This is a genomic window from Streptomyces thioluteus, from assembly GCF_039535865.1.
Map to the genome: position 1 here is coordinate 1 of NZ_BAAAXZ010000110.1, position 22,397 is coordinate 22,397.

At 68.8% G+C, this 22,397-nt stretch carries 7 protein-coding genes and 8 pseudogenes; 6 read left to right on the plus strand and 9 right to left on the minus strand.

What is annotated here, in order from left to right; translation table 11 throughout:
- Positions 1 to 1,720: 1,720 nt before the first annotated feature.
- Positions 1,721 to 2,116 carry a hypothetical protein gene (locus tag ABD794_RS14250; RefSeq protein ID WP_344963580.1) on the minus strand — a complete coding sequence of 132 codons (396 nt, stop codon included), beginning with the start codon at positions 2,114 to 2,116 and terminating at the stop codon, positions 1,721 to 1,723.
- A 5,734-nt stretch (positions 2,117 to 7,850) separates the two neighbouring features.
- On the opposite strand from ABD794_RS14250, the pseudogene ABD794_RS14255 reads away from it, so the two are divergent.
- The 3 pseudogenes from ABD794_RS14255 to ABD794_RS14265 form a co-directional block, all read left to right on the plus strand.
- A pseudogene (locus ABD794_RS14255) lies at positions 7,851 to 8,252 on the plus strand (ABC transporter permease); the annotation flags it as partial.
- 49 nt (positions 8,253 to 8,301) lie between these two features.
- Positions 8,302 to 9,214, plus strand: a pseudogene (locus tag ABD794_RS14260) (ABC transporter ATP-binding protein).
- A gap of 26 nt (positions 9,215 to 9,240) precedes the next feature.
- Positions 9,241 to 9,961, plus strand: a pseudogene (locus ABD794_RS14265) (ABC transporter permease subunit).
- Between the two features lie 49 nt (positions 9,962 to 10,010).
- Here the strand turns inward: ABD794_RS14265 and ABD794_RS14275 are convergent.
- From ABD794_RS14275 to ABD794_RS14290, 4 genes and pseudogenes are all read right to left on the minus strand, one after another.
- Positions 10,011 to 11,310, minus strand: a pseudogene (locus ABD794_RS14275) (CynX/NimT family MFS transporter).
- Positions 11,311 to 11,356: 46 nt separating this feature from the next.
- Positions 11,357 to 12,068, minus strand: a pseudogene (locus ABD794_RS14280) (FadR/GntR family transcriptional regulator).
- Positions 12,069 to 12,197: 129 nt separating this feature from the next.
- A complete protein-coding gene (locus ABD794_RS14285) occupies positions 12,198 to 14,942 on the minus strand; it encodes a helix-turn-helix transcriptional regulator (RefSeq protein ID WP_344963585.1) in 2,745 nt (914 codons plus the stop codon).
- A 44-nt stretch (positions 14,943 to 14,986) separates the two neighbouring features.
- Positions 14,987 to 15,562 carry an NADPH-dependent FMN reductase gene (locus ABD794_RS14290; RefSeq protein ID WP_344963587.1) on the minus strand — a complete coding sequence of 192 codons (576 nt, stop codon included), beginning with the start codon at positions 15,560 to 15,562 and terminating at the stop codon, positions 14,987 to 14,989.
- Between the two features lie 188 nt (positions 15,563 to 15,750).
- On the opposite strand from ABD794_RS14290, the gene ABD794_RS14295 reads away from it, so the two are divergent.
- Together ABD794_RS14295 and ABD794_RS14300 are read left to right on the plus strand one after the other, a co-directional pair.
- Positions 15,751 to 17,274 (plus strand): MFS transporter, encoded by a 1,524-nt coding sequence (locus ABD794_RS14295; RefSeq protein WP_344963589.1) that lies wholly within the window; start codon positions 15,751 to 15,753, stop codon positions 17,272 to 17,274.
- Between the two features lie 98 nt (positions 17,275 to 17,372).
- Positions 17,373 to 18,011 carry a rhomboid-like protein gene (locus ABD794_RS14300; RefSeq protein WP_344963595.1) on the plus strand — a complete coding sequence of 213 codons (639 nt, stop codon included), beginning with the start codon at positions 17,373 to 17,375 and terminating at the stop codon, positions 18,009 to 18,011.
- On the opposite strand, the gene ABD794_RS14305 is transcribed toward ABD794_RS14300, so the two are convergent.
- Positions 17,980 to 18,798 (minus strand): HAD family hydrolase, encoded by an 819-nt coding sequence (locus ABD794_RS14305; RefSeq protein WP_344963591.1) that lies wholly within the window; start codon positions 18,796 to 18,798, stop codon positions 17,980 to 17,982. The genes ABD794_RS14300 and ABD794_RS14305 overlap by 32 nt on opposite strands.
- Positions 18,795 to 19,688: pseudogene (gene serS, locus ABD794_RS14310) on the minus strand (serine--tRNA ligase); the annotation flags it as partial. The pseudogene serS and the gene ABD794_RS14305, both read right to left, overlap by 4 nt.
- A 32-nt stretch (positions 19,689 to 19,720) precedes the next feature.
- Between serS and ABD794_RS14315 the strand changes: the two are divergent.
- Entirely contained in the window at positions 19,721 to 21,352 is a 1,632-nt protein-coding gene (locus ABD794_RS14315; protein ID WP_344963593.1) for a flavin monoamine oxidase family protein, read from the plus strand.
- A 50-nt stretch (positions 21,353 to 21,402) separates the two neighbouring features.
- On the opposite strand, the pseudogene ABD794_RS14320 reads toward ABD794_RS14315, so the two are convergent.
- Both ABD794_RS14320 and ABD794_RS14325 read right to left on the minus strand, forming a co-directional pair.
- A pseudogene (locus ABD794_RS14320) lies at positions 21,403 to 22,083 on the minus strand (DUF5995 family protein).
- A gap of 101 nt (positions 22,084 to 22,184) precedes the next feature.
- Positions 22,185 to 22,397 (minus strand): annotated as a pseudogene (locus ABD794_RS14325) (nitrate reductase); the annotation flags it as partial.

The window sequence follows — 22,397 nt, forward strand, 5'->3', positions numbered from 1 at the left end:
TAAACGACCTGCCTTTTATATGTGTTTTTCCGTCAGTCCGGTGGCTGCGTTGGTGCCTTCCCTCGAGTTTTATGCTTTGTGTCCCCCGTGCAACGATTTCTTGGCCCGCAAATTAAACGGTGCATCCTCATGACTACTATTCGGTTTGGGGTGTTTACGGTCCTTCTTTTTGTTCTCCGCGCCGGGGCCCAGATTTGTCTTTTTTGCCGTTTCGGACCCCCGAAGGGCTGGCGGTAGTTTGGTGTGTCGCTTTTTTTCCGCCCTTTCTGTTCGGTTTCTGATTCCGCGCTTGTTCTATTCTTCCTTCTGTGGCTTGGACTTGTGGTGTGCTGCTCCATGGTGTTTGGCTGCCTCGCTGCCTGTCCGTCGACACAAGCGTCTCCTCTAGCCCTTTCGTGTGCGTGCCCCCGCGCGCAGGGAGTTCACCCGCCGTCCTGCCACCTTGGGTCTTCCAAGTATTCGTCCGCCTTCCCTTTGTACCTTACCTTACGCGCCGATTCCGGGAGCGTGCTGTCGGGACGTCTCCTCACGCCTGCGACTGCTGCGAACCTCCCGGCCGAAGGCCTTTTTTTTGGCCGGCGGCATTCCAGTCGTTTGCTTGTCCAGCGGCGGCGGGGGGCCCGCTCGGTGTTACGATTGTTGGACGGCGTCGGCGTTCCGAGTGTTTTTGCCGCGATACATTTTTTTCCGCGCCCCGCCAAGCTAGTCTTTTGCTTAACGCCACTTGGGAATTTAATCCTCCGTTGTGTGCAGCGCATGGTTGCTGTCTCGATAGGCGGAGCGTCTAGCCGACCGTTTATCTGAAACCCTTTGGATTATTTTTCCTCGGCGGCGCCACTTTAGCCATCTCTCGCTTGGTCTGCCGCTTTGGGGAATGGCAGGCGACAGCCTTTTTCGTCCTGGGCGCTGTTTTCTCCCAGAATTCTCGGCCTTTTCTGTTTTTTTTGCGGTTCTAGCGCCGGCGCCCCTCTGGTTGGGCCGCAGTCCGTTTTCCTACGAGTTTTCGGGACGCCATTTCGTTGGTCTTGTATTTCCCCCGTCGACCACCCCCAATTCCAGCCGGTTTATTGGTTTCTTTGCACCAGCGCTTTCTAGGCGCCGGCGGGCGGGGGCCGCGGAGTGCCTCAGTCCGCACCGCCTTTCGGCCCGTTCGCTTGCCCGAACGCCTGTTTTTCCTGTGCTTCAAAGACGGAGTTCGTGTGCCGCTCGGGTGAGGCTCATTAGCAGTTTTTGTCGGTTTATTAGACCGCGCGGCGCCTCCCTTTTCTGTCGACTCCGTTTTCGCACGGCGTTGCGTGTTTTCCTTCCCACCCCCGCATTTTGCCACCCCACGCAGGGGGGCACTAGTCTATTCCCTAATTCTTGCCGTCCGGACACTTTTGTACCCCCCTATGGTGCTAGGCGATGGTACAAGAATGTCTGTCCCCCCGGACCCTTCGGTGTTCTGCCGTCCTCCTTTTCCGACTTTAGACCTGCTTCGTTCCCGCCGGTTTGTTTTCCCTCGCCATTTCCACCCCTGCTTCACCCCAGTCCTCGTTTGGCCTTTATTTCCCCCCCCCCCCCTTGCCGGTTCGACCGCCCTGTTTGCCCCCTGGTCCGCTTAGTGGCGCCCCTGGTTTTTGTGTGGGTTTTGTGTTCGGGGTCTTTTTTTTTCTATCGTCCTGTTGTACCCGTTCCGTCACGCCCGGGTTTTGGACCTTCTTCCTTTTTTTGCCCCACGTTACCGGCGCTCCCTATCGCGCGGTGTCGTTGGGTTTTTTTCTTCTTCAGATTTTCCTTTTTCGCGCCCGTCCACCCCACTCTTTTTTCCGTGGCCCCTGTGCCAAGAATTTTCTTCGCGTTCTTTAGGCATTTTGTGTTTTGCTTTCCATTCGCCCGGCCGGCTTCCCCCCCTGCGGGCGTCTTCTTTTGGTTTTTTTTTTTTGGCCTCTGCGTGGCTGGATCTTGCCGTTGCACGCCCACGAGCTGCGTTCTTCGGGTTTTTTCTTCTTATGATGCCCGGCGACGGGACTTGGCCGATTCGTGCTGCGCGTCGTTTTCCATTTTTGGGGGTTTTCGTGGTTCCCTTTCCGTTTTCTTCCCCCGGCGTCTTGCCTTCTTCTTGCGTTTGTTCCATCTCGCCTTATTCAGCGCCCATCCGACCTTTTTGTTCGTTTTCTCGGGCCCTGCATTTTTCAGTTTTCGCTCCTGCTCTTCCGCGCAGTTCCCGCGGGCCCCGGTGTCTTTTGGCCCCCGCCCGGCCCCGGTTAGATGGCCAGCCTTCCTCCGCGGGTGCGCTTTCTCAGTTTTCGCCGTGTGGGGAGGGGGGAGTGTGGAGCCTTTCTTCTGCCTTCCGGGGTCCGTTCTGCCGCACCGTTTGTTCCTTCTTCGCCTTTCCCCCCCGGTTGGTGGTCATCTTCGGTTTTCTTTTGGGGATGGTTCACACCGCCTTTTTTCCGTTGTTATTTGCTTCCCAGACGCCCCCGTACGTCCCTTCCCACATCTTTTTCGGGCTTCGTGTTGGCTCTTGTTATTCAGCGGCGTTTTGTCCCGAGCATTCCTGGGTTTCAGTTTACAATTCCGCTCCGGGGGATTCGCTAGGCTGTTGGCACGGCCACGGTTTGCTTCCAGACCCAGTGCCCGGGTTTGCCTTGGCGGGTGTTAGGCTTTTCCTCTTCCGGTTCTGCTTTTCCTTCCTTCGTCGGCCTGCCGGGTGGCGGGTTTTTTTGCCGCTTTCGGTTGACGGCTTCATTTTTCCGCCCGGGGAGTCCTTGCCATCCCGTGTGTGCTTCGGACTGGTCCTTCGTTTTTGGTATGCCTTTTTTTTCGGGTGTTCTTTTGCTTTCGCGTTTTGTCTTCCGGTTGTCGGCGTCCCACGGGCGGTACGGTTTTCGTGAGCCTTGCTGGGCCTTGCGGGGCCGCACATTCCAGGGCGGTTTCCGGCCCCGCGTTGTTCGTTCCTTTTTTTTGCCGCGTTCCTCTTTCACCTGCGGAGCAGTCTAGCGGTTTTCCGTTCAGCCTTCGGGTTTTTTTCCGGCCCTTCCAGTGTTTTTGGGGGAGAGGATGGCGGGGGGGTGGGATGGGTGTGCCCGCCCTTTTCCCCGCCGTCATTCGGCGGGGCGCGTGACATGCTGGTGTGTTGCCCCCCCGGTCGTGCGGTTTGTTAGCGTCCCTGCCGTCAGCATTTCTTTTGCGAGAGGGGGGGGGGTTTCCTTAGTGCTGCCTCTGATGGGGGGGGGGATGCGCGCCCCCTCCCCGCCCGCCGGGGGATTCTCGTGCGTTTCTCCTACCTCGTTGGCCTCCGCGCGTCCACCTTTTGTTTTTTCCCCGGCCGTGTTCCCCCCCCCCCTTTCGGCCGAGTTTGCTCTTATTCAGCGGGGCGCCTTTACTTTCCCTTTTTTGCCCTGTCCGCGTAACGCTTGGTGCTTTTTTTCCCTGTTTTTCTGTGCCGCGGCCGGGCGCCGGCCGGCCATTGCTTCCTTCCGCGCCATGCGCGACCCGGCTTTTCTTTCCGCCGTCCCCGAGCGGATCGCGGATTTACGTCTTACGCCCCCGGCGTATTCTCATTCGTTTTTGTAAAACAAAAAAAAAATTGAATTCTTAAGTAACCTCCTGTGACGTTCCTGTCGGCCTTCGCCCACCCATTTGCTCCCTTTCCCCCTCACCGCAGGCGGCGACGCCGGCCGGGCCCGGCCTCGCGGGCGTTGCCCCGCTGCCCCCCACCTCGGCTTCTTTGCCCACTGCACCGTTTATCGCCGCGACTTGTGTTTACAATACAGCTTGTAGTTGTTTGTCTCGACCGGGGGTTCGTTTGGTATTCTTTTGTGGATTTTTTTGTATTGTGCATTAGGTCCCCCCTTCGTTTTCGTTGCCTCTGCGGCCCCCCGCATGCGCGCCTTGCGCCCCACCGCCCTTTGCGCGACCCTCCCCGCCTGTATTACAGTTTGGCACGCGGGGTGTGGTTGGCAGGCCTGGGGAAATGTGTGCCCGCCGGTTAGGTGCCTCTTTTTTCGTTCGCCTGTTGTCTTTCTGTTGCCGTGTGTTTTTGGCACCCGTCTTTTCCGTTTTTTGGGCTTCTCGGTCGCTGTAGCGGGCCGGCGCGCTGCCCAGCTGAGCCGGGGATTTCGCGGCTGTTGGGGGGCGGGTTTTTCCGGGCGGCCCGCGTGTTTGTTTGGCCGCCATGAATGCGCCCCCCCGCGGCGGGGGCGCGTTTTTCTTGTCTCGCGCGTTCGGGGTGTGTTTGCCTTGGTGCCTTCGCGCGGTTCGCCGGGGGCTGCGTACGCTTTTTGTTGGATGCGCGGTGGCGGCTCCGTTCGGCCCCTTGAAGTGGGTGTTCGCCTCACGCACGTGATGGGTGGGTGGAGCGGGTCTAAATTGCGGGGCACGGCTGTCAGCACAGGTTTTATTCGCATTTCACGGCTGGCCGTGTCTGGTTGGCGTTTTTGGGGTGGTTCGCCGCGTTCCGCTCCTTTTTGGTTTTTTTTTGTTGTTTTTTTTTTTTGTGCGGCGCCTAGATGGGGCCCCGACATGGGGGGCCGGGGGGTTCCCCCACTTCCCGCCCTTTCCCCCCGCCGGCCAACCCGCACCGGGGCTCTCTGTCGGATTGTAGTCGGCTGTGTTGGGTGTTCGCGCCGGGCCGGGCTACCTTCTGTTATTCCCGCTCCCGCTGGTCCCGTCCTTCTTTGGCCCCGTTTCGCGCGACGCCTTTCCCCTTCTAAATGCTGTTCCGTCCGCCCGGCGCACGTTCTCGATTTCGGTTGGCCCCTACCTTGACGGCGGGGGTCTTTTTTACCTCGCGCCCCGCTTTGTTGTTTCCCCTTGCCCTCCCCCCCTCCCCCCGCGTCGGCTGTCATGTCCCCTTCCGGTGGGGGGGGTTTCGGAGGCCGGGCGCCTTCCGCGTACCCCAAACCCCACACATTTCGTTTCATGTTCCTCTTATTCCCGCCGAGGCGTGTTTATCGATTGTTCATTCTCAGCGGCATGCCCGACTTCTTACTACTCGCGCCGAGGCTATTTCAGGCTGCCGCTAGTTCGCAGCGCTGGTCTGTTCGGCCCGTTCCGGTCCCGGCGCGGCCCGCCCTTCCCCGGTGGGTTACACAGCTTGACGGCCGTGAGTCCGGTCGTGGTTGCCTCTTGCGCTCCGGGGGCGCAGGCGGCCTTGGGCCACCTCGGTTTATTTTCCCACGCGCTACCCGGGAGGCACCCGTGTTAGGGTCCTTTGCACGCACGGGTTTCATTTTGCGGGGGGGGGGTTTGTCTTGTTCGCGGGGGGGTAATCTTTCCGGCCGCCCTTTCTCGCTTTTCGGTCGGCGCGCACAAGCCCCTCCCGGCCCCTTTGCTTATTTGTTTTTCCCCCCGTCCCCATTTTTCGACTCCCTTATATTTCCGACGCCGTTAGGCGGGCTGTTCGTTCCGTGTCACCAATTTCTCCGCCTTCTCTTTTTGTGCGTTTTCTTCTTTTTTTTACCCTTTTTCCCTCCCCCCGTGGACGGGGTTCGCCAGAGGGCTTTTGATCTCCCTTCTGCCCCCCGTGTCGTTTTGCTTCCCGGTACGGTTTTTTTTGTATTTACCCGAGGGTGCTCCACCCCGCCCACTGCCCCATTCCCGGTTCCTTTTAGACTCCCGGGTGTCGCCCGGGCGTTTCGCCCTCTTCGGGCATATGGCGGTGCCAGCCCCCCGGGCGGCACTCGGCGCATCCGCCCGTGCGGGAGCTCGTGTTTTCGGCCGGCGTTATGTTTTTTTCGCCGCCCAAGCTTCCGTTGCGGCGGGGTTAGTTCTTCCTTCTTTCGCCCGTTCCCCTATTTTCTTTTTCATCCCTGGGACGGCCTTGGCTCCCGGGGGTTCCCAGGGCGCTGCCAGTCCGCGGACGCTTTGGCCGGCGTCCGTTGCGTGGGCCCCGGCGGTGCCTGCGGTTGGTTTCCGCCCCGGGGCGGGTTGGGTCTTGGCGGTCCAGCTTAAGTGGTTTCCCCGGCTGGCGGGGGCGGTCCATGGCGGGTTCTTTCGCCCGGCGCGTCCGGGTTTGGCGATGGGGGGACGGGTGGTTTCTGTCGCGGAGGGGTCGACCGGCTTCCCCCGCCCGCCTTCTCCCATTCCTTTAGATTTTTCATTCCACACGTTTCATTTTCTTTCCCTTCCCCCCCTTGACACTTCCCCCCCCTGATTCTTTTCGTACCCTCGATCCTTCTTGGGGGGGGGTGGGGGGTTGGTTCCAAGGGGGGTGAGGCGGTTCCCCGGTTTTCCCGCGGCGGAGTTTTCACGCCGCTCGGCCGGTGGGCCCCCTTTTTGGGTCCTCGGTTCCGCCGGCCACTTTTGCGCTTAGGGCCTTGCAGACTTAAATTGGATTTTTCTCTCGCGGCACGGGAGGCGCCGCGCTGAGCCGGGAGCCGGCGGTATTTATGGTGTCCCCTCGCGGGCCCACTGCTATGGGGTTAATTTCCTGCCGCATGCTTCGGCTGCGCCGGGCTCGTTGGGGCGGGGCGGGGGTTTCTTCCTCTTTCCGCCCCCGGTTCCCCTTCGCGGCTTTTCGGGGCTTATTTTGGGCATTGGCGCCTGCCAGGGGCGGCGTTCGGGGTCTTCGTTGTTGCGTCTCTGCCCCGGGGGGGAGCGTCGCTGCGACGCAGCGCTTCGTTGCGCCCCGCGTGTCCTTGGCACCAGGGGCCCGGCGGTGGTTGTGTTTTGTTGTTGGTTGTGTTTGTGGCGGTTCCGGGTTCGGCGGTGGCTCCGCCACGGCCTTGGTTCTAGCGGTTTCACCGACTCGGTTTTACGTCCGGTCCCCGTTATTGCCTTGCACGGGGTTGGTGGCTCGGGCCTGCGCACTTTTGTCGGGAGGGGTTCCGCCGGCCGCGGTTCGCCGCTGGGATGGGGGCGGGCTTTCCCCCCGCCACCGTTCCGGGGCGCGCCCTTCATGGCCGGTTCGTTGGCGCTTAGGCCGTGACACGGGGCGCGCTTGGTATGTTTTATTGGGCCGCGTCGGGGACGGAATTCTCGACTCATCGTAGTGCCGGGGGGTGCTTTCTTGGGGCGTTCAGGCGGGTTGCCTTTTGGGGCGCGGAGGGGGTCGGGGGCCATGCGGGTTGGTTGGGCCTTTGTGCTTGGTTCGTGCCTGCATCTTGTGTTTTGCATACAACTCAGGTTTTTTTCTTTTTGGTTTCGGCTTCGGCGAGCTTTTTGTTTTTCCTTTTGACTGGCCCCGATTGGAGCGGTGTTCCGGTTGCTCGGCGGGGGGGGTGGGGAGCGGTCCCGGGCAATCCGTTACCCAACCACCGCCGTGTGCGCGGGTTTTTTCCCCCCCGCGGCTTCGGACCGCGTTTCAGTTGGCCCCCTCGCGGGCCGGTTGTTTGTGTTTCAGTGGGAGCATTTCTTTTTCCGTCGGGGGTCTAGGTTCCCCCGCGGGGTGGGGGCCCCGCCTAGGGGCCCCGGTTGTCGGCCCCCTCGTAGGGTGGTGGTGCTTTCACGATCGCGTCTGTGACGAGATTTTCGCGCAGACCGTAGCCCTCCCGGGGCTGGTCTCCGCCTCGTCTCGGGGGTTCCCAGCAGGTGTGCATAGGCCGGGGCGGGGCGGATGGTGGCCCGCCGGCATGTGGTTGCCAGATCCGGGCTTTGTTGGCCTGTTCAGCTGAGCCTCGGGGCGCTGCTGTGCACCCCTTGACGACTTCACCCCGCGCGGCCGGGCGCCCGGGCGGGCTTTTCCGGGATCAAAGAGGAAAAAGAAAAAATATAAAAGTAAATGGGGTGGGGGCCGGGGGGGGGATGTGGGGTGCGTTGCGTGGGGGGGGGTGTTCGGTGGGGTAATTCGTTTTGTGGTGGGGGGGGGGTTGGGGGGGTGTGGGGGGTGGGGGTTATGGGGGTTTGTGATCGGGGGGTTACTTTCGACGCAACAGACGAAAGCCTTCGCCCAAGGACTGGTCTCCGTGGCTCTGCTGTCCCTCTTCCTCGCCGGCATCGGCCTGGTGGTCGCCGCCCTGACGCCGCGCCGAGGCTTCGGCGTCGCCGCCGTCATCGCGGTGCTGACCATCTCCTACGGCGCCGTCAGCACCGTCCAGGGCATCGCCCTCGCACGCGACAACACCGACATCATCGCCTGGCTCGGCCTGTTCTCGCCGATCACCCTGATAGACGGGGTGCAGACGGCCTTCCTCTCGGCCACCTCCGCCTTCCCCGGCGGCCACGGCCCTGGCGCGGGGGCCGGAGCGCTCTACCTCCTGGTCGTCCTCGGTGCCGTCGCCGGCTCCTACGGCCTGCTGATGGCCCGCTACCGAAGGGCCGGGCTGTGACCGACCACCCGTCGCCCGACCACCACCCCTCAAGGAATGGGCTGCGCCCATGAGCGTTCTTCGCATCGACGGCGTCTCCCGCTGGTTCGGCAACGTCGTCGCCGTCAACGACATCTCCATGAGCATCGGCCCCGGCGTCACCGGGCTGCTCGGCCCCAACGGCGCCGGAAAGTCCACCCTCATCAACATGATGGGCGGCTTCCTGGCCCCCTCCAGCGGCACCGTCACCCTCGACGGAACGGTGATCTGGGGCAACGAGGAGATCTACCGCCATATCGGCATCGTCCCCGAGCGCGAGGCGATGTACGACTTCCTCACCGGCCTGGAGTTCGTCCGGGCCAATGCCGAGCTGCACGGCCTGCCCGCCTCGGCGGCCCAACGCGCCCTGGCCACCGTCGAGATGGAGTACGCGCAGGATCGCAGGATCGCCACCTACAGCAAGGGCATGCGGCAGCGGGTGAAGATGGCCTCCGCCCTGGTCCACGATCCCTCGGTGCTCCTGCTCGACGAGCCGTTCAACGGCATGGACCCCCGGCAGCGGATGCAACTCATGGATCTGCTGCGGCAGATGGGGTCCGAGGGACGCACGGTGCTGTTCTCCTCGCACATCCTGGAGGAGGTCGAGCAGATCGCGGCCCACATCGAGGTCGTGGTGGCCGGGCGGCACGCCGCCTCCGGCGACTTCCGCAAGATCCGCCGGCTGATGACCAACCGCCCCGCACCGCTACCTGGTCCGTTCCAGCGACGACCGGGCCCTGGCCGCGGCCCTGATCTCCGACCCCTCGACGGCGGGCATCGAGGTGGACGTCCAGGAGGGCGCCCTGCGCATCCAGGCCGTGGACTTCGCCCGGTTCACCACCCTGCTGCCGGCCGTGGCCCGGGCCCATGGCATCCGGCTCCTGACGGTCTCGCCCTCCGACGAGTCCCTGGAATCGGTCTTCTCCTACCTCGTCGCGGCCTGAAAGGAGGCGCCGATCCCATGAACAGCATCTACCACCCGACGGTCGCCCGACTGACGTACCGGGGGCTCCTCGGCCGCCGCCGCGCGGCCGTCCTCTTCACCCTCCCGGCCCTGCTGCTGATCATCGCGGCCGCCATCCGCCTCCTGACGGGGCCCGACGACGAGACGGCCACCAAGGTGCTGGGCGGCTTCGCCCTCGCCACGATGGTGCCGCTGATCGGCGTCATCGCCGGGACGGGCGCGATAGGGCCCGAGATCGACGACGGCTCGGTCGTCTATCTGCTCGCCAAGCCCGTCAAGCGCCCGACGATCGTCCTCACCAAGCTGATCGTCGCGACGGGGGTCACCGCCGTCTTCTCGGCCGTCCCCACGCTGCTGGCGGGACTGCTGCTCAACGGCAACAGCCAGCAGATAGCCGTGGCCTACGCGGTCGCGGCGGCGGCCGCCTCCCTCGCCTACAGCGCGGTCTTCCTGCTGCTCGGTACGGTCACCCGGCACGCGGTCGTCGCGGGGGCTGGTCTACGCCCTGGTCTGGGAGTCGCTGTTCGGCAGCCTGATACCCGGGGCGCGGACGCTCAGCGTGCAGCAGTGGGCGCTGTCGCTCGCCGAGCGCATCGGGGCGCCGGGGGCGATCTCCTCGGATGTCGGACTGCCGGTGGGCATGGGGCTGTTGGTGGTCGTCACGGTGGTGGCCGCCTGGTACGCGGGGGAGCGGCTGCGCAAGCTGACCCTCGCGGGGGAGGAGTGAGCCGGAGGCCGGGACCCTCCTCCCCCCTGCGGCGACGGAGCGGACGGGCTCAGATCTTCCGGTCGCGGCCGGCGCCGAGTCCCAGGAACACCAGGGCGAGGCAGGCCAGAAGGAGGATCGTGATCGGCAACGACCAGCCATCGGTGGCCTGGTGGACCGCGCCGACGACGAACGGACCGGCCGAGGCGAGCAGATAGCCCCAGGTCTGGGCCATGCCCGAGAGACGGGCGGCGGTGTGCGCGTCACGGGTGCGCAGCACCATCAGCGTCAGCGCGAGACCCAGCGTGCCGCCCTGGGCGACGCCCATCATCGTGGGCCCACGCCCAGGCCCCGGCGACGGGGGCGAGCAGCAGTCCCGTCGTGCCGGCCGCCATGAGCACCACGACGCCGACGGCCAGCAGTCGCTGGTCGCGCAGTCGGCCCGCGAGCATGGGCACGACGAACGAACCGGCCATCTGCACCAGGGTGTAGAAGGCGTAGACGAGGCCCGCGGTGCTCTTGTCCATGCCGTTGTCGGTGAAGATCGTCGGCATCCAGGCGATGCACACATAGGCGACCAGCGACTGCGTGCCCATGAGCAGGGTGACCTGCCAGGCAAGGCCGGAGCGCAGCAGATTGGGGGCGTCGGGCCGCGGGCTGCCGGGCCGCCGTCGCCGCGGCGTGGTGTCCCCCGCGCCGGGCGAGCAGGGCCTGCGGGATCCAGACGACCACCGCGACGGCGGCGAGCAGCGACCAGGAGGCGAGCGAGCCCCGCCAGCCGCCGAGGGGCCTTCTCCAGCGGCACGGCGCAGGCGGCCGAGACGGTGGCGCCGAGGATCATGGCGGTCGAGTAGAGGGCGGTCATGCTCGCCGCGCGCTCCGGGAAGTCGCGCTTGATCAGCCCCGGCATCAGGACGTTGAGCAGGGCGATCGCGGTGCCGACCAGCGCGCCCGCCGACGAACAGTGTGACCACCGGCGGCGCGACGCGCAGCAGGATGCCGCCGCAGAGCAGGACGAGCGCGGAGCACAGCACGGTCTCGGTGCCCAGACGCCGGGCGAGCCGGGGCGCGACGATCGAGCCGAGACCCATGAAGACCAGCGGGATCGTGGTGACCAGGCTGCTGGCGGTCGAGTTGAGGCCGAAGTGGTCGTTGATCTCGCCGACGAGGGGGGAGACCCCGGAGAGCGCGGCCCGCATGTTGAGGGAGGCGAGGACGATGCCGGCGAGGACCAGCGCCGGGTGGGCGCGCAGGGCGCGGAACCCGGCGGGGGCCGGTGCGGCCGAGGAGGGTTCCTCGGCGGCCGGGAGGGGCGTCTCGGATACGAGGGTCTCGGATATGGGGGGTGTCTCGGGCCTCGTTTCGGACATGCGGGTGCCTTTCCGGTGGTGCGTTCCCGTGGTGTGCGGGGTGTGGTCAGTTCTCGGCGAGCAGCGACTCGACCGCCTGCTTGGGGCGTTCGAGGAGGGCCCGGGCGGCCCGCGCGGCCGCGTCGGGGTCGCCGGAGGCGATGGCCTCCATGAGGGCGTGGTGGTCGCCGTGGATGATGCGCGGCATGTCCCGGTCGCCGAGCGCGGTGAGCAGGGCCTCACGTACGGAGCTGCTGAACCAGCTGTAGGTCGCGGTCAGCGCCGTGTTGTGGGCGGCCTCCACGACGGCCTTGTGGAACTCGACGTCGTGGTCGGCGTAGAGCTCCAGGTTCCCGGAGTCCGGCTGGGCCCTCGGGGTCCTCGAAGGCGGTCTGCGCCTCCAGGGCGTCGCGCATCCGCTTCAGGTCGGCGGGCTCGTGGCGCGTGGCGGCGAGCCGGGCGGCCTCGGCCTCCAGCGCGATCCGCAGTTCGAGGACGTCGCGGACGCCGGCACGCTGCACGCCGCGCATGATCTCGGCCGGGTCGGCGGTGGAGACGACGAAGGTGCCCTCGCCCTGCCTGGAGCGGAGCATTCCGGCGTGGACGAGAACGCGGACGGCCTCGCGGACGGTGTTGCGGCCGACCTGGAGCTGTTCCGCGAGGGCGTGCTCGGTGGGGATGCGCTCGCCCACGCGCCATTCGCCCGCGGCGACCTGGGTGCGCAGCTGGTCGACGACGGTGTCCACGAGGGACTGCCGTCCTGCGGCTCGCAGTGCCATGGCGGCAGCGCCTCCTGTTGTAGGGGTATCCGGTTGCCCAGTCATCCTACAACTCGCTCGCGAGCCCCGGAGGAGGCCGCGCGGCGTGGCGCCGCGCCGCGCTCTCCGGGACTGCCGCGCTCTCCGGGACTACAGCCCCACCCCGGTCAGCTCCCTCCGTCCGGTGATGCCCAGCTTCGGGTACACGTTCGACAGGTGGTAGCCGGCCGTCCGGGGGCTGATGAAGAGACGCGCACCGATGTCGCGGTTGCTGAGACCCTGCGCCGCCAGGGTCGCGACCTGGAGTTCCTGCGGAGTGAGCTGGTCCAGCGGGCCCGCGGGCGCACCGGAGGCGACGAGGCTCTCGCCGCCGGCCCGCAGCTCCGCGCGGGCGCGCTCGGCCCAGGGCGCGGCCCCGAGCCGTTCGAAGGTCTCCAGCGCCGACCGCAGCCGCGCCCGCGCGTCCCCGGTGCGGCGCATCCGCCGCAGGTGCTCGCCGTGCAGCAGCTCGGTGCGGGCCCGCTCGAAGGCCGATCCGGCGCCCTCCTGGTGGCGGCGGACCGCCCGTGCGTAGAGCGCCTCCGCCTCCTCGGGGTCCCGGGTGAGCAGGGCCCGGCAGCGCAGGGCGACGGCCTCGGCCCAGGGCCTGCGGCTGTGCGCCGAGGTGTGCTGCTCGTACCAGTCGAGCGCGGAGCGCCCCGGCTCGGGACTGCCGTGCCGGACGGCCGCCTCGACGAGGTCGGGGAGGGCGCCGATCACCCCCTGCCGGTCGGGGGCGGCGACGACGGCCATGAGCCGGTCGAGCGCGGCCGCGTGCCGTCCGAGCCCCAGATCGAGGAGGCTGAGCGCCCCGGCGGCGTGCACGGTGCCGGGGGCGATGCCCAGGGCGAGCGCCTCGGCCGTCAGCTCGCGGCAGCCCTCCTCGTCCCCCCGGACCGCGGCGAGCTGGGCGAGCACGGTGGCCAGGTGGACGCGGACGCGGGCCTGCCCGGTGTCGTCGGCGGTGCGCAGCCCGTCGGTCGCGGTGGCCAGGGCCTCCCGGTGCAGGCCGAGCAGCAGCTGGGTGCGGGCCAGGAGCATCTGGACCAGCCCCAGGACGCCGATGGCGCCCTGTTCGCGGCACTGGCGCTCCAGTGCCCCGGCCAGATCGCGGGCGGCGGTCAGGTCGCCGTGGAACATGTGCCACCAGCCCAGTTGCACGGCCTCGCGCACGTCGTCCGTCGACTCCCCGGCGGCGCCGATGAGTTCGCGGACGGCCCGTCCACCGTCGGCGGGCGCGGCCCCGTCGCACCGGTGCTGGCCGGCCGCGAGCCGGGCGAGCGCGGCGACGCGGTCCGCCCCGGGCAGCCGCAGCCCGGCGGTCCGGGCCGAGGCCGCGTCGAGCGCGGCCTGGTCGCCGGCGTGCCAGGCGGCGTGCGCGGCCCGCAGGAGGAGCGGGCCCGCGGTGTCCGGCGCCGGTCCGGCGAGCAGCCGTTCGGCGGTCCCGGCGAGCAGGGCGTACGCGTCGCGGGAGCGGCCCTGTTCGTCGGCGGCCTCGGCCCGGACCAGCACGGCCGCGGCGTGCGCGGCCGGGTCGGCGGCCTCGTCCGTGAGGGCCACGGCCCGTGCGGCCAGCTCCTCGGCGTGGTCCAGCCGTCCCGCGTCCGCGGCGGCGCGCGCGGCGGCGGTCAGCCGGCGGCTCCGGCCGGCGTCGTCGGGGGTCAGCGCGGCCGCCCGTTCGTACGCCGCGGCGACGGCGCTCGAACTGCCGCGCGCGCGGGCGCGTTCGGCGCTCTCCTCCAGCAGCCGCGCGGCCACCGGATCGGTCCCGGTCCCCGCGGCGGCGAGGTGCCAGGCCCGCTGGTCGGCCCCGCCCGGCCGGCCGTCGAGGGCGTCGGCCAGGGCCCGGTGCACCGCGAGCCGCCGGCTCGCCGTGGCGCCCTGGTAGACGGCGGTCCGCACCAGGGGGTGCCGGAAGGCCAGCGCGCCGTCGACGAGGTGCAACAGCCGGGCCTGCTCGGCGGGTTCGAGGTCGTCCAGGGTCGCGCCGAAGCGCTCCGTGGCGGCCAGGACGGCGTCGAGACCGGCCGAGCCGGCCGCCGCGGCGACCAGCAGCAGGGCGCGGGTGGGCTCGGGCAGCGCGGCCACGTTCGTGGAGAAGGACCGGAGCAGCCTGCTGTGCGGGGGCAGGGCGGTGATGCCGTACGGGGAGGCGTACCGTTCCTCCTCCCGCTGGGCCGTGGGCAGTTCGCACAGCGCCAGCGGATTGCCCGCCGCCTCCTTGAGGACGACGTCGCGGGCGTGCCGGGGCAGACCGGCGGCGTGCTCCGCGAGCAGCGCGGTCGCGGACTCGAAGTCGAGCCCGGACAGCCGCAGTTCGGGAAGGCCGGGGGCGGGGAAGGCCGAGGCGTGGTCGTCGCGGGAGGCGAAGACGACGGCGACCGGCTCGGCGTTCAGCCGTCGCGCGGCGAACAGCAGGGCGTTCGCCGACTCCCGGTCCAGCCAGTGGGCGTCGTCCACGAGGCACAACAGGGGCCGCTCCTCGGCGAGTCCGTCGAGGAGGGTGAGCACCGCGAGCCCGACGAGGAACCGGTCGCCACCGCCGGCGGCGGGGGCCAGGCCGAACGCCGAGCGCAGCGCTCCGGCCTGGGCCTCGGGGAGGGCGCCGATGCGGTCCAGGGCTCCGGAGAGCATCAGATGCAGCCCCGCGAACGGAAGTTCACCCTCCGCTTCTATGCCCGTGCCGCGCAGCACCCGCATCCCGGACTCCTCCGCGGTCCGGGATGCGTGGTCGAGCAGTACGGACTTGCCGATGCCGGCCTCGCCGCGGAGCACCAGCGTCCCGCTGCGGCCGGTGCGGGCGGCGGCGAGGAGCTGGTCGAGCGCGGCGGTCTCACGGGTGCGTCCATGGAGCATGACCTCACGGTAACCGCTGGTCAGCGCGGGGAGTGCGGCGGGCGTCAGGCCGCGTACGGGATCTTCCCCCGGGCGTCGCGCAGGGCGTGGCCCCACCAGAGGAGCTGGTCGAGCAGGCGCTTGGCGGCGCCGTTCACCGCGGGCCCGTCGAGCGGCTTCCCGTCCTTGTCGAACTTCTCCCAGGCCATGTGGAAGCTGATCGTCTCCCGCACCGTGACGGAGTGGAGCTCGGCGAAGACCGGCCGCAGGTGCTCGACGGCACGCACGCCTCCGGCGAGCCCCCCGTAGGAGATGAAGCCCACGGGCTTGCCCTGCCACTCGGTGTAGTGCCAGTCGATCGCGGCCTTCAACGAGGCCGGGTACGAGTGGTTGTACTCGGGCGTGATCACCACGAACGCGTCGGCGGCGGCCAGCCGGGGCGTGATGGCGGCGACCCCGGGGGACGGCTTGCCGGACAGGACGAGCGGAATGTCCACGTCCGCAAGGTCGATGACATCGACGTCCAGTCCGGAGTGGACCCCGGCGCGCTCGGCGAACCAGTTGGCCACGACGGGTCCGAAGCGGCCCTCACGGGTGGAACCGACGATGACGGCGAGGCGGAGGGGGGCTTTGGTGTCCATGGGAGAGTCCTCGGTGCAAGGGGAGTTGAGCCGGTGGCAGCCGGTCGGGTTGACGTCAACGACGCTACGGGCGCGGCCTGTACCCGCACATCTGTAGGACTACCGGGTTCTCCGGCCGGGACGACGGGGTCCTGACCAGGTCACCTGACAGATGTGGGGGACCGGGCCGGGTTCCTAACGTCGGTGCCATGAACGAGACCGCCGCTCCACGCTCCCGCCCGTCCGCCACGCTCGGGCTCGTCCTCCTCGGGATGCTCACCCTCGCGATGTCGATGTCCGGCACCACGGTGGCGCTCCCGGACATCGGTGCCGACCTCGGCGCCTCGGGCGCACCCCTGCAGTGGGTGATCACCGGCTACTTCCTGACGGCCTCCAGCTTCATGCTGGTCGCCGGCTCGCTGGCCGACACCTTCGGCCGCCGCCGGGTCTACCGCGTCGGCGCCGCGCTCTTCACCGCCGGGCTCGCGCTGAGCGCGACGGCGAGCGACGTCCTGCTGCTGGACGCGGCCCGGATCCTGGCGGGGCTCGGGGCGTCCGGGGTGATGGCAGGCGGCGGTGCGCTGCTGGCCAGCACGTTCGAAGGAGCCGCCCGCACCCGGGCGTTCGCCTCCCTGGGCACGGTGGGCGGCATCGGCCTCGCGGCCGGCCCGACGCTGTCCGGCGCGCTGGTGGGGACGCTCGGCTGGCGTGCCGCGTTCCTGGTGTTCGCCGTGGTGGGCGCGGTGCTGCTGGCCGGCACGCTGTTCGTCGCCGAGTCGCGGGCCGCGGCCCGGCCGCGCCTGGACGTCGTCGGCGCGGTGACGTTCATCGCCGCGCTGGGGCTGCTGATGGCCGGTGTGACGCAGGGGCCGCAGAACGGGTGGTCCCACCCCCTGGTGCTGGGGGCCTTCGGGGGCGGTGCCCTCCTGCTGGTGACGTTCGGCGTCCTGCAGCGCCGCTCGGCGCACCCGGTGCTCGACCTGGCCCTGGTGCGCGACCGCCGCTACCTGGCCTGGACGCTGGCCGGCCTGACCGGGGCCGTCGGCTTCGCCGGAACGCTGACGTACCTGCCGACCTACTTCCAGGGCGTCGACGGCGCCTCCTCGGGCGAGGCGGGCACGACGATGCTGCTGCTGACCGCCCCGGTCCTCTTCATGCCGCTGATCGGCGCCCGCCTGGTGAACCGGGGCGTGCCCGGCCGTCTGGTGATCGCCGTGGCGATGGGACTGGTGGCCGCGGGCAACGCCTGGCTGACCGTGCTGACGCCGGGAGCCGGTGTCGGCCTGCTGGCCGGTCCGCTGCTGACGATCGGCGCCGGAACGGGGCTGGCCAACGGGATCATCGACGCCCAGGCGATGAACTCCGTCGCCCCCGGGCGGGAGGGGACCGCCGCCGGATTCCTCAACACGGTGCGGGGCGGCGGCCAGGCAATGATGATCGCGGCCCTCGGGGCGGGGCTGTTGAGCCTGCTCCAGGCACGGCTGGGAGCGGGCGACCTCGCCGGGCGGGTGGTCTCCGGGCACCTCGACGGTGCCGATCACGCCTACCTGGCCGGGGAGTTCACGGGGGCGTGGCACACCGTGTCGTGGACGATCGCCGGGATCATGACGGTCGTCGCGGTGACCGTGGTCGTCCTGCTGCGGGCCCCGCGGGGGGACAAGAAGCCCCAGCCCCGCCCTCTCACCGTCTCTTCGGGCTCCGCCCGGACCGGCAACGCGGCTTCGCCGCGTTAGTCCTCAAGCGCCGGACGGGCTGAACAGCCCGTCCGGCGCTGTCGTGTGCCGTCGGTTACCGTCGGATCGTGGAACGTCCGTACGGGCGGGGGATCGTCATGGTCCGGGCCTGGGTCCGTTCGTCCCCCGGTACGCACATCTGGCTGCTCATCATCGGCGTCACGAGCCTGGTGATCGCCGCGGCCAGCGAGGGGCTGGAGACCTTCCTCCTCCACCGCACCAGCAGCAACATCCACGAGCTCGCCGAGCACCCGCTCCAGTCGCTGCTCATCAGCGGGTTCTGGATCGAGAGCCCCTCCTCGTTCCTGCTCTACGCCGCGCTCTTCGAGCTGGTCCATGCCAACGTGGAGCGCTGGGCCGGCACCCTGCGCTGGCTCTTCACGGTCGGCGTGGCGCACGTCGCGGCCACGTTGATCAGCCAGGAGGTGCTGCTGCTGGCCATCGAGCACCACGCGGCGCCGCGGGCCATGAAGCACGTGGTCGACATCGGGGTCTCGTACGGGCTGGCCGCGGCCGCCGGGCTGCTGAGCTACCGGGTGCCGCGGCCCTGGCGCTGGGGCTGGCTGGCCGGGCTCGTCCTCTTCTTCGCGACGCCGATGCTGACCGGCGCGACGTTCACCGACGTCGGGCACTCCGTCGCGGTGCTCGTCGGCCTGGGCTGCGGGCCGCTGGTGCGCGGCCTGCCGCCCTGGGACTTCGGTCCGGTCAGCCGGAGAGGCCGAAGAGCCGCTCGATGACCACGGCGATGCCGTCCTCGTCGTTCGAGGCGGTGACCTCGTCGGCGACGGCCTTGAGCTCCTCGTGGGCGTTGGCCATGGCGACGCCGTGACCGGCCCAGGCGAACATCGGGAGGTCGTTGGGCATGTCGCCGAAGGCGATCGTGTCGGCCGCCTTCACCCCGAGGCGCCGCGCGGCCAGCGACAGACCGGTGGCCTTGCTCAGCCCGAGGGGCAGGAGCTCGACGATGCCGGCGCCCGCCATCGTCACGTCGACGAGCCCGCCGGCGGCCGCCCGCGCGGCCTCCGCGAGGGCGTCGTCGTCCAGCTCGGGGTGCTGGAGGTAGAGCTTGTTGAGCGGCTCCGCCCACAGCTCGGCCCGGTCCGTGACCGGCACGGGCGGGCGTGGGCCCTCCATGGTCCGGTAGCCGGGCGTGACGAGCAGATCGCCGTCCAGGCCGTCGCGGGAGGCGGCCAGGTGCAGCGGGCCCGTCTCGGCCTCGACCTTGGCGACGGCGAGGGCGGCCAGCTTCCGGTCGAGCGTCACCGACGTCAGCAGCCGGTGCTCGCCCGCGTGGTAGACCTGCGCGCCCTGCCCGCACACCGCGAGGCCCCGGTAGTCCAGCGCGTCGAGTATGTGCCGGGACCAGGCCACCGGGCGGCCCGTGACGACGATGTGCGCGGCCCCCGCCGCCCCGGCGAGGGCCAGGGCGGCGCGGGTGCGGTCGGAGACGGTCTCGTCGGAGCGCAGCAGCGTCCCGTCGAGGTCCGTCGCGACCAGGCGGTACGGCGGCGGGGTGGCGGTCACTTGGCGGTCGGCTCCAGGACCTCGCGGCCGCCCAGGTAGGGCCGGAGCACCTCGGGGACCCGGACCGAGCCGTCGGCCTGCTGGTGGTTCTCCAGCAGCGCGACGATGGTGCGCGGCACCGCGCAGAGCGTGCCGTTGAGCGTGGCCAGCGGGCGGACGTTCTTGCCGTCGCGCATGCGGACGGACAGGCGGCGGGCCTGGAACTCGTTGCAGTTGGAGGTCGAGGTCAGCTCGCGGAACTTGCCCTGGGTCGGGATCCACGCCTCGCAGTCGAACTTGCGGGAGGCGGAGGACCCCAGGTCACCGGTGGCCGTGTCGATCACCTGGAAGGGCAGCTCCAGGCTGGTCAGCCACTGCTTCTCCCACTCCAGGAGCCGCTTGTGCTCGGCCTCGGCGTCCTCCGGCGCGATGTACGAGAACATCTCGACCTTGTCGAACTGGTGGACGCGGAAGATGCCGCGGGTGTCCTTGCCGTAGGTGCCGGCCTCGCGGCGGAAGCAGGGGGAGAAACCGGCGTACCGCAGCGGGAGCTGCGAGGCGTCGATGATCTCGTCCATGTGGTATGCGGCGAGGGGCACCTCGGACGTGCCGACCAGGTAGAAGTCGTCCTTCTCCAGGTGGTAGACGTCCTGCGCGGCCTGGCCGAGGAAGCCGGTGCCCTCCATGGCGCGCGGCTTGACCAGCGCGGGGGTGAGCATCGGCGTGAAGCCGGCGGCGGTGGCCTGGGCGATGGCGGCGTTGACGAGGGCGAGCTCCAGGAGCGCGCCCACGCCTGTCAGGTAGTAGAAGCGCGAGCCGGAGACCTTGGCGCCGCGCTCGACGTCGATGGCGCCGAGGAGCTGGCCGAGCTCCAGGTGGTCCCTGGGCGCGAAGCCCTCGGCGGCGAAGTCGCCGTGGCCCACAGAACGACCCGCCGATCACCATGTTCGGCCCGGACTTCCCGTTCGCCTATGACGACTTCCTCGCGCACCCCGCGGGCCTGGGCCAGATACCGGCCACCGAGCACGGCACCGAGGTCGCGGTCATCGGCGGCGGTCTCTCCGGCATCATCGCCGCCTACGAGCTGATGAAGATGGGCCTCAAGCCCGTCGTCTACGAGGCGGACCAGATCGGCGGCCGGCTGCGGACCGTCGGATTCGACGGCTGCGACGGCGAACTCACCGCCGAGATGGGCGCGATGCGCTTCCCGCCGTCCTCCACCGCCTTCCAGCACTACATCGACCTGGTGGGGCTGGAGACCAAGCCGTTCCCCAACCCGCTGGCCCCCTGCACCCCGTCCACCGTCGTGGACCTCAAGGGCGAGTCCCACTACGCGGAGAAGGTCGAGGACCTGCCGCAGGTCTACCGCGACGTGGCCGACGCCTGGAACGCCTGCCTGGAGGAGGGCGCCGACTTCTCCGACATGAACCGCGCCATGCGCGAGCGCGACGTGCCGCGCATCCGCGAGATCTGGGCGAAGCTGGTCGAGAAGCTCGACAACCAGACCTTCTACGGCTTCCTCTGCGAGGCGGAGTCCTTCAAGTCCTTCCGGCACCGGGAGATCTTCGGCCAGGTCGGCTTCGGCACCGGCGGTTGGGACACCGACTTCCCCAATTCCATCCTGGAGATCCTGCGCGTCGTCTACACCGAGGCCGACGACCACCATCGCGGGATCGTCGGCGGCAGCCAGCAGCTGCCGCTGCGTCTGTGGGAGCGCGAGCCGCAGAAGCTCGTCCACTGGGCGCCCGGGACCTCGCTGTCCTCCCTGCACGACGGTGCGCCGCGGCTGGCCGTCACCCGGCTGCACCGCACCGCGGGCAACCGGATCACGGTCACCGACGCGAGCGGCGACATCCGCACCTACGCGGCCGCGATCTTCACCGCGCAGTCGTGGATGCTGCTGTCGAAGATCGAGTGCGACGACGAGCTCTTCCCCATCGACCACTGGACGGCGGTCGAGCGCACCCACTACATGGAGTCGTCCAAGCTCTTCGTCCCGGTGGACCGGCCGTTCTGGCTGGACAAGGACGAGAACGGCCGGGACGTCATGTCGATGACGCTCACCGACCGGATGACGCGCGGCACCTACCTCCTGGACGACGGGCCGGACAAGCCCGCCGTGATCTGCCTCTCGTACACCTGGTGCGACGACAGCCTCAAGTGGCTTCCGCTGTCGGCCAACGAGCGGATGGAGGTCATGCTCAAGTCGCTCGGCGAGATCTACCCGGGCGTCGACATCCGCAAGCACATCATCGGCAACCCGGTGACCGTCTCCTGGGAGAACGAGCCCTACTTCATGGGTGCGTTCAAGGCGAACCTGCCCGGCCACTACCGCTACCAGCGGCGGCTGTTCACCCACTTCATGCAGGACCGCCTCCCGGAGGACAAGCGCGGCATCTTCCTCGCTGGCGACGACATCTCCTGGACGGCGGGCTGGGCCGAGGGCGCCGTGCAGACTGCGCTCAACGCGGTGTGGGGCGTCATGCACCACTTCGGCGGTGCGACGGACCCGGTCAACCCGGGCCCGGGCGATGTCTACGACGAGATCGCCCCCGTCGAGCTGCCGGAGGACTGACCTCCACGGGACCGGACGGGGCGGCGCGGGGCGGTGCGCCGCCCCGCGCGTCATCCCAGCGGCGTGAGCAGGCATCGCCCCACCAGCCCCACGCTCGCGTCGACCCCGGTCCTCGAACTCGGCCGCCACGTCCGGCCGTTCGCGCAGCGCCCACAGGGCGCGGAAGGCGGCCCAGGCGGCGGCGCGGGCCGCCTCCAGAGTCCACGACCCCAGCAGATGGGTGAGCGGATCGGCGACGTCCCAGCGCGTCCGGCCCCGGCATCAGGGCCTCGCGGATCCGCTCCTCCAGGGAGACGAGCAGCTCGCCGATCCGGTGGAAGTCCCCTTCCAGCTCCCGTGGTTCGGCGCCGACGTCCCGGCAGGTGTCGGCGAGGGCGAGCGGAAGGTCGTGCCCGATGTGGGCGTTTGATGCCCGCGAGGGCGAACTGCACGGGCCGGACGGCCGGATGGCCGCGGAGCTGGAACAGTGGACGCCAGCAGGCCGGCGGTCTTCGTCCCGCCGCCGCCTCGTCCACCGCGGTCAGATAGCGGCCGGCGAACAGCACGTCCAGCGTGGTGGTGGTCGCGCGGTCATGGAAGAGGCCGTCGGCCACCCGGCGGCCGACCTCCTCGGTGACCGTCAGATACACCCGGTTGAAGACCGCCACCCCGTCCCGCGGCGGCAGCCCGGCCGCCAGTCCGCGCATCCGGCCGATCACTCCGTCGATGCCGGCGGGTGCCGCCGGGCGCATTCCTGTCGTCGTCATGCACGCAGAGTGACATATGAATACGGAGAGTAGGGGGAATCCCTCTCGGGTTAACCGGAACGGGTGACGGAGCGTGACGGTGCCGCTCAGCTCCGGGGCGCCGGGCCTTCGGCGTCCGGCTCGGCCCTCTCGCGCTCCGCCAGGCTGTCGTAGCCGCTGGTCCCCTCGTCCAACAGCGGCTCCTGCTCCTTCAGATGGGCGGGCGCCAGGAAGCGCAGGGCGTGGTAGCCGGTGAGGACCACGATCGTGCCGAGGGCGATGCCGTTCAGCTCGAAGTTCTTGCTGATCTTGAGGCTGAC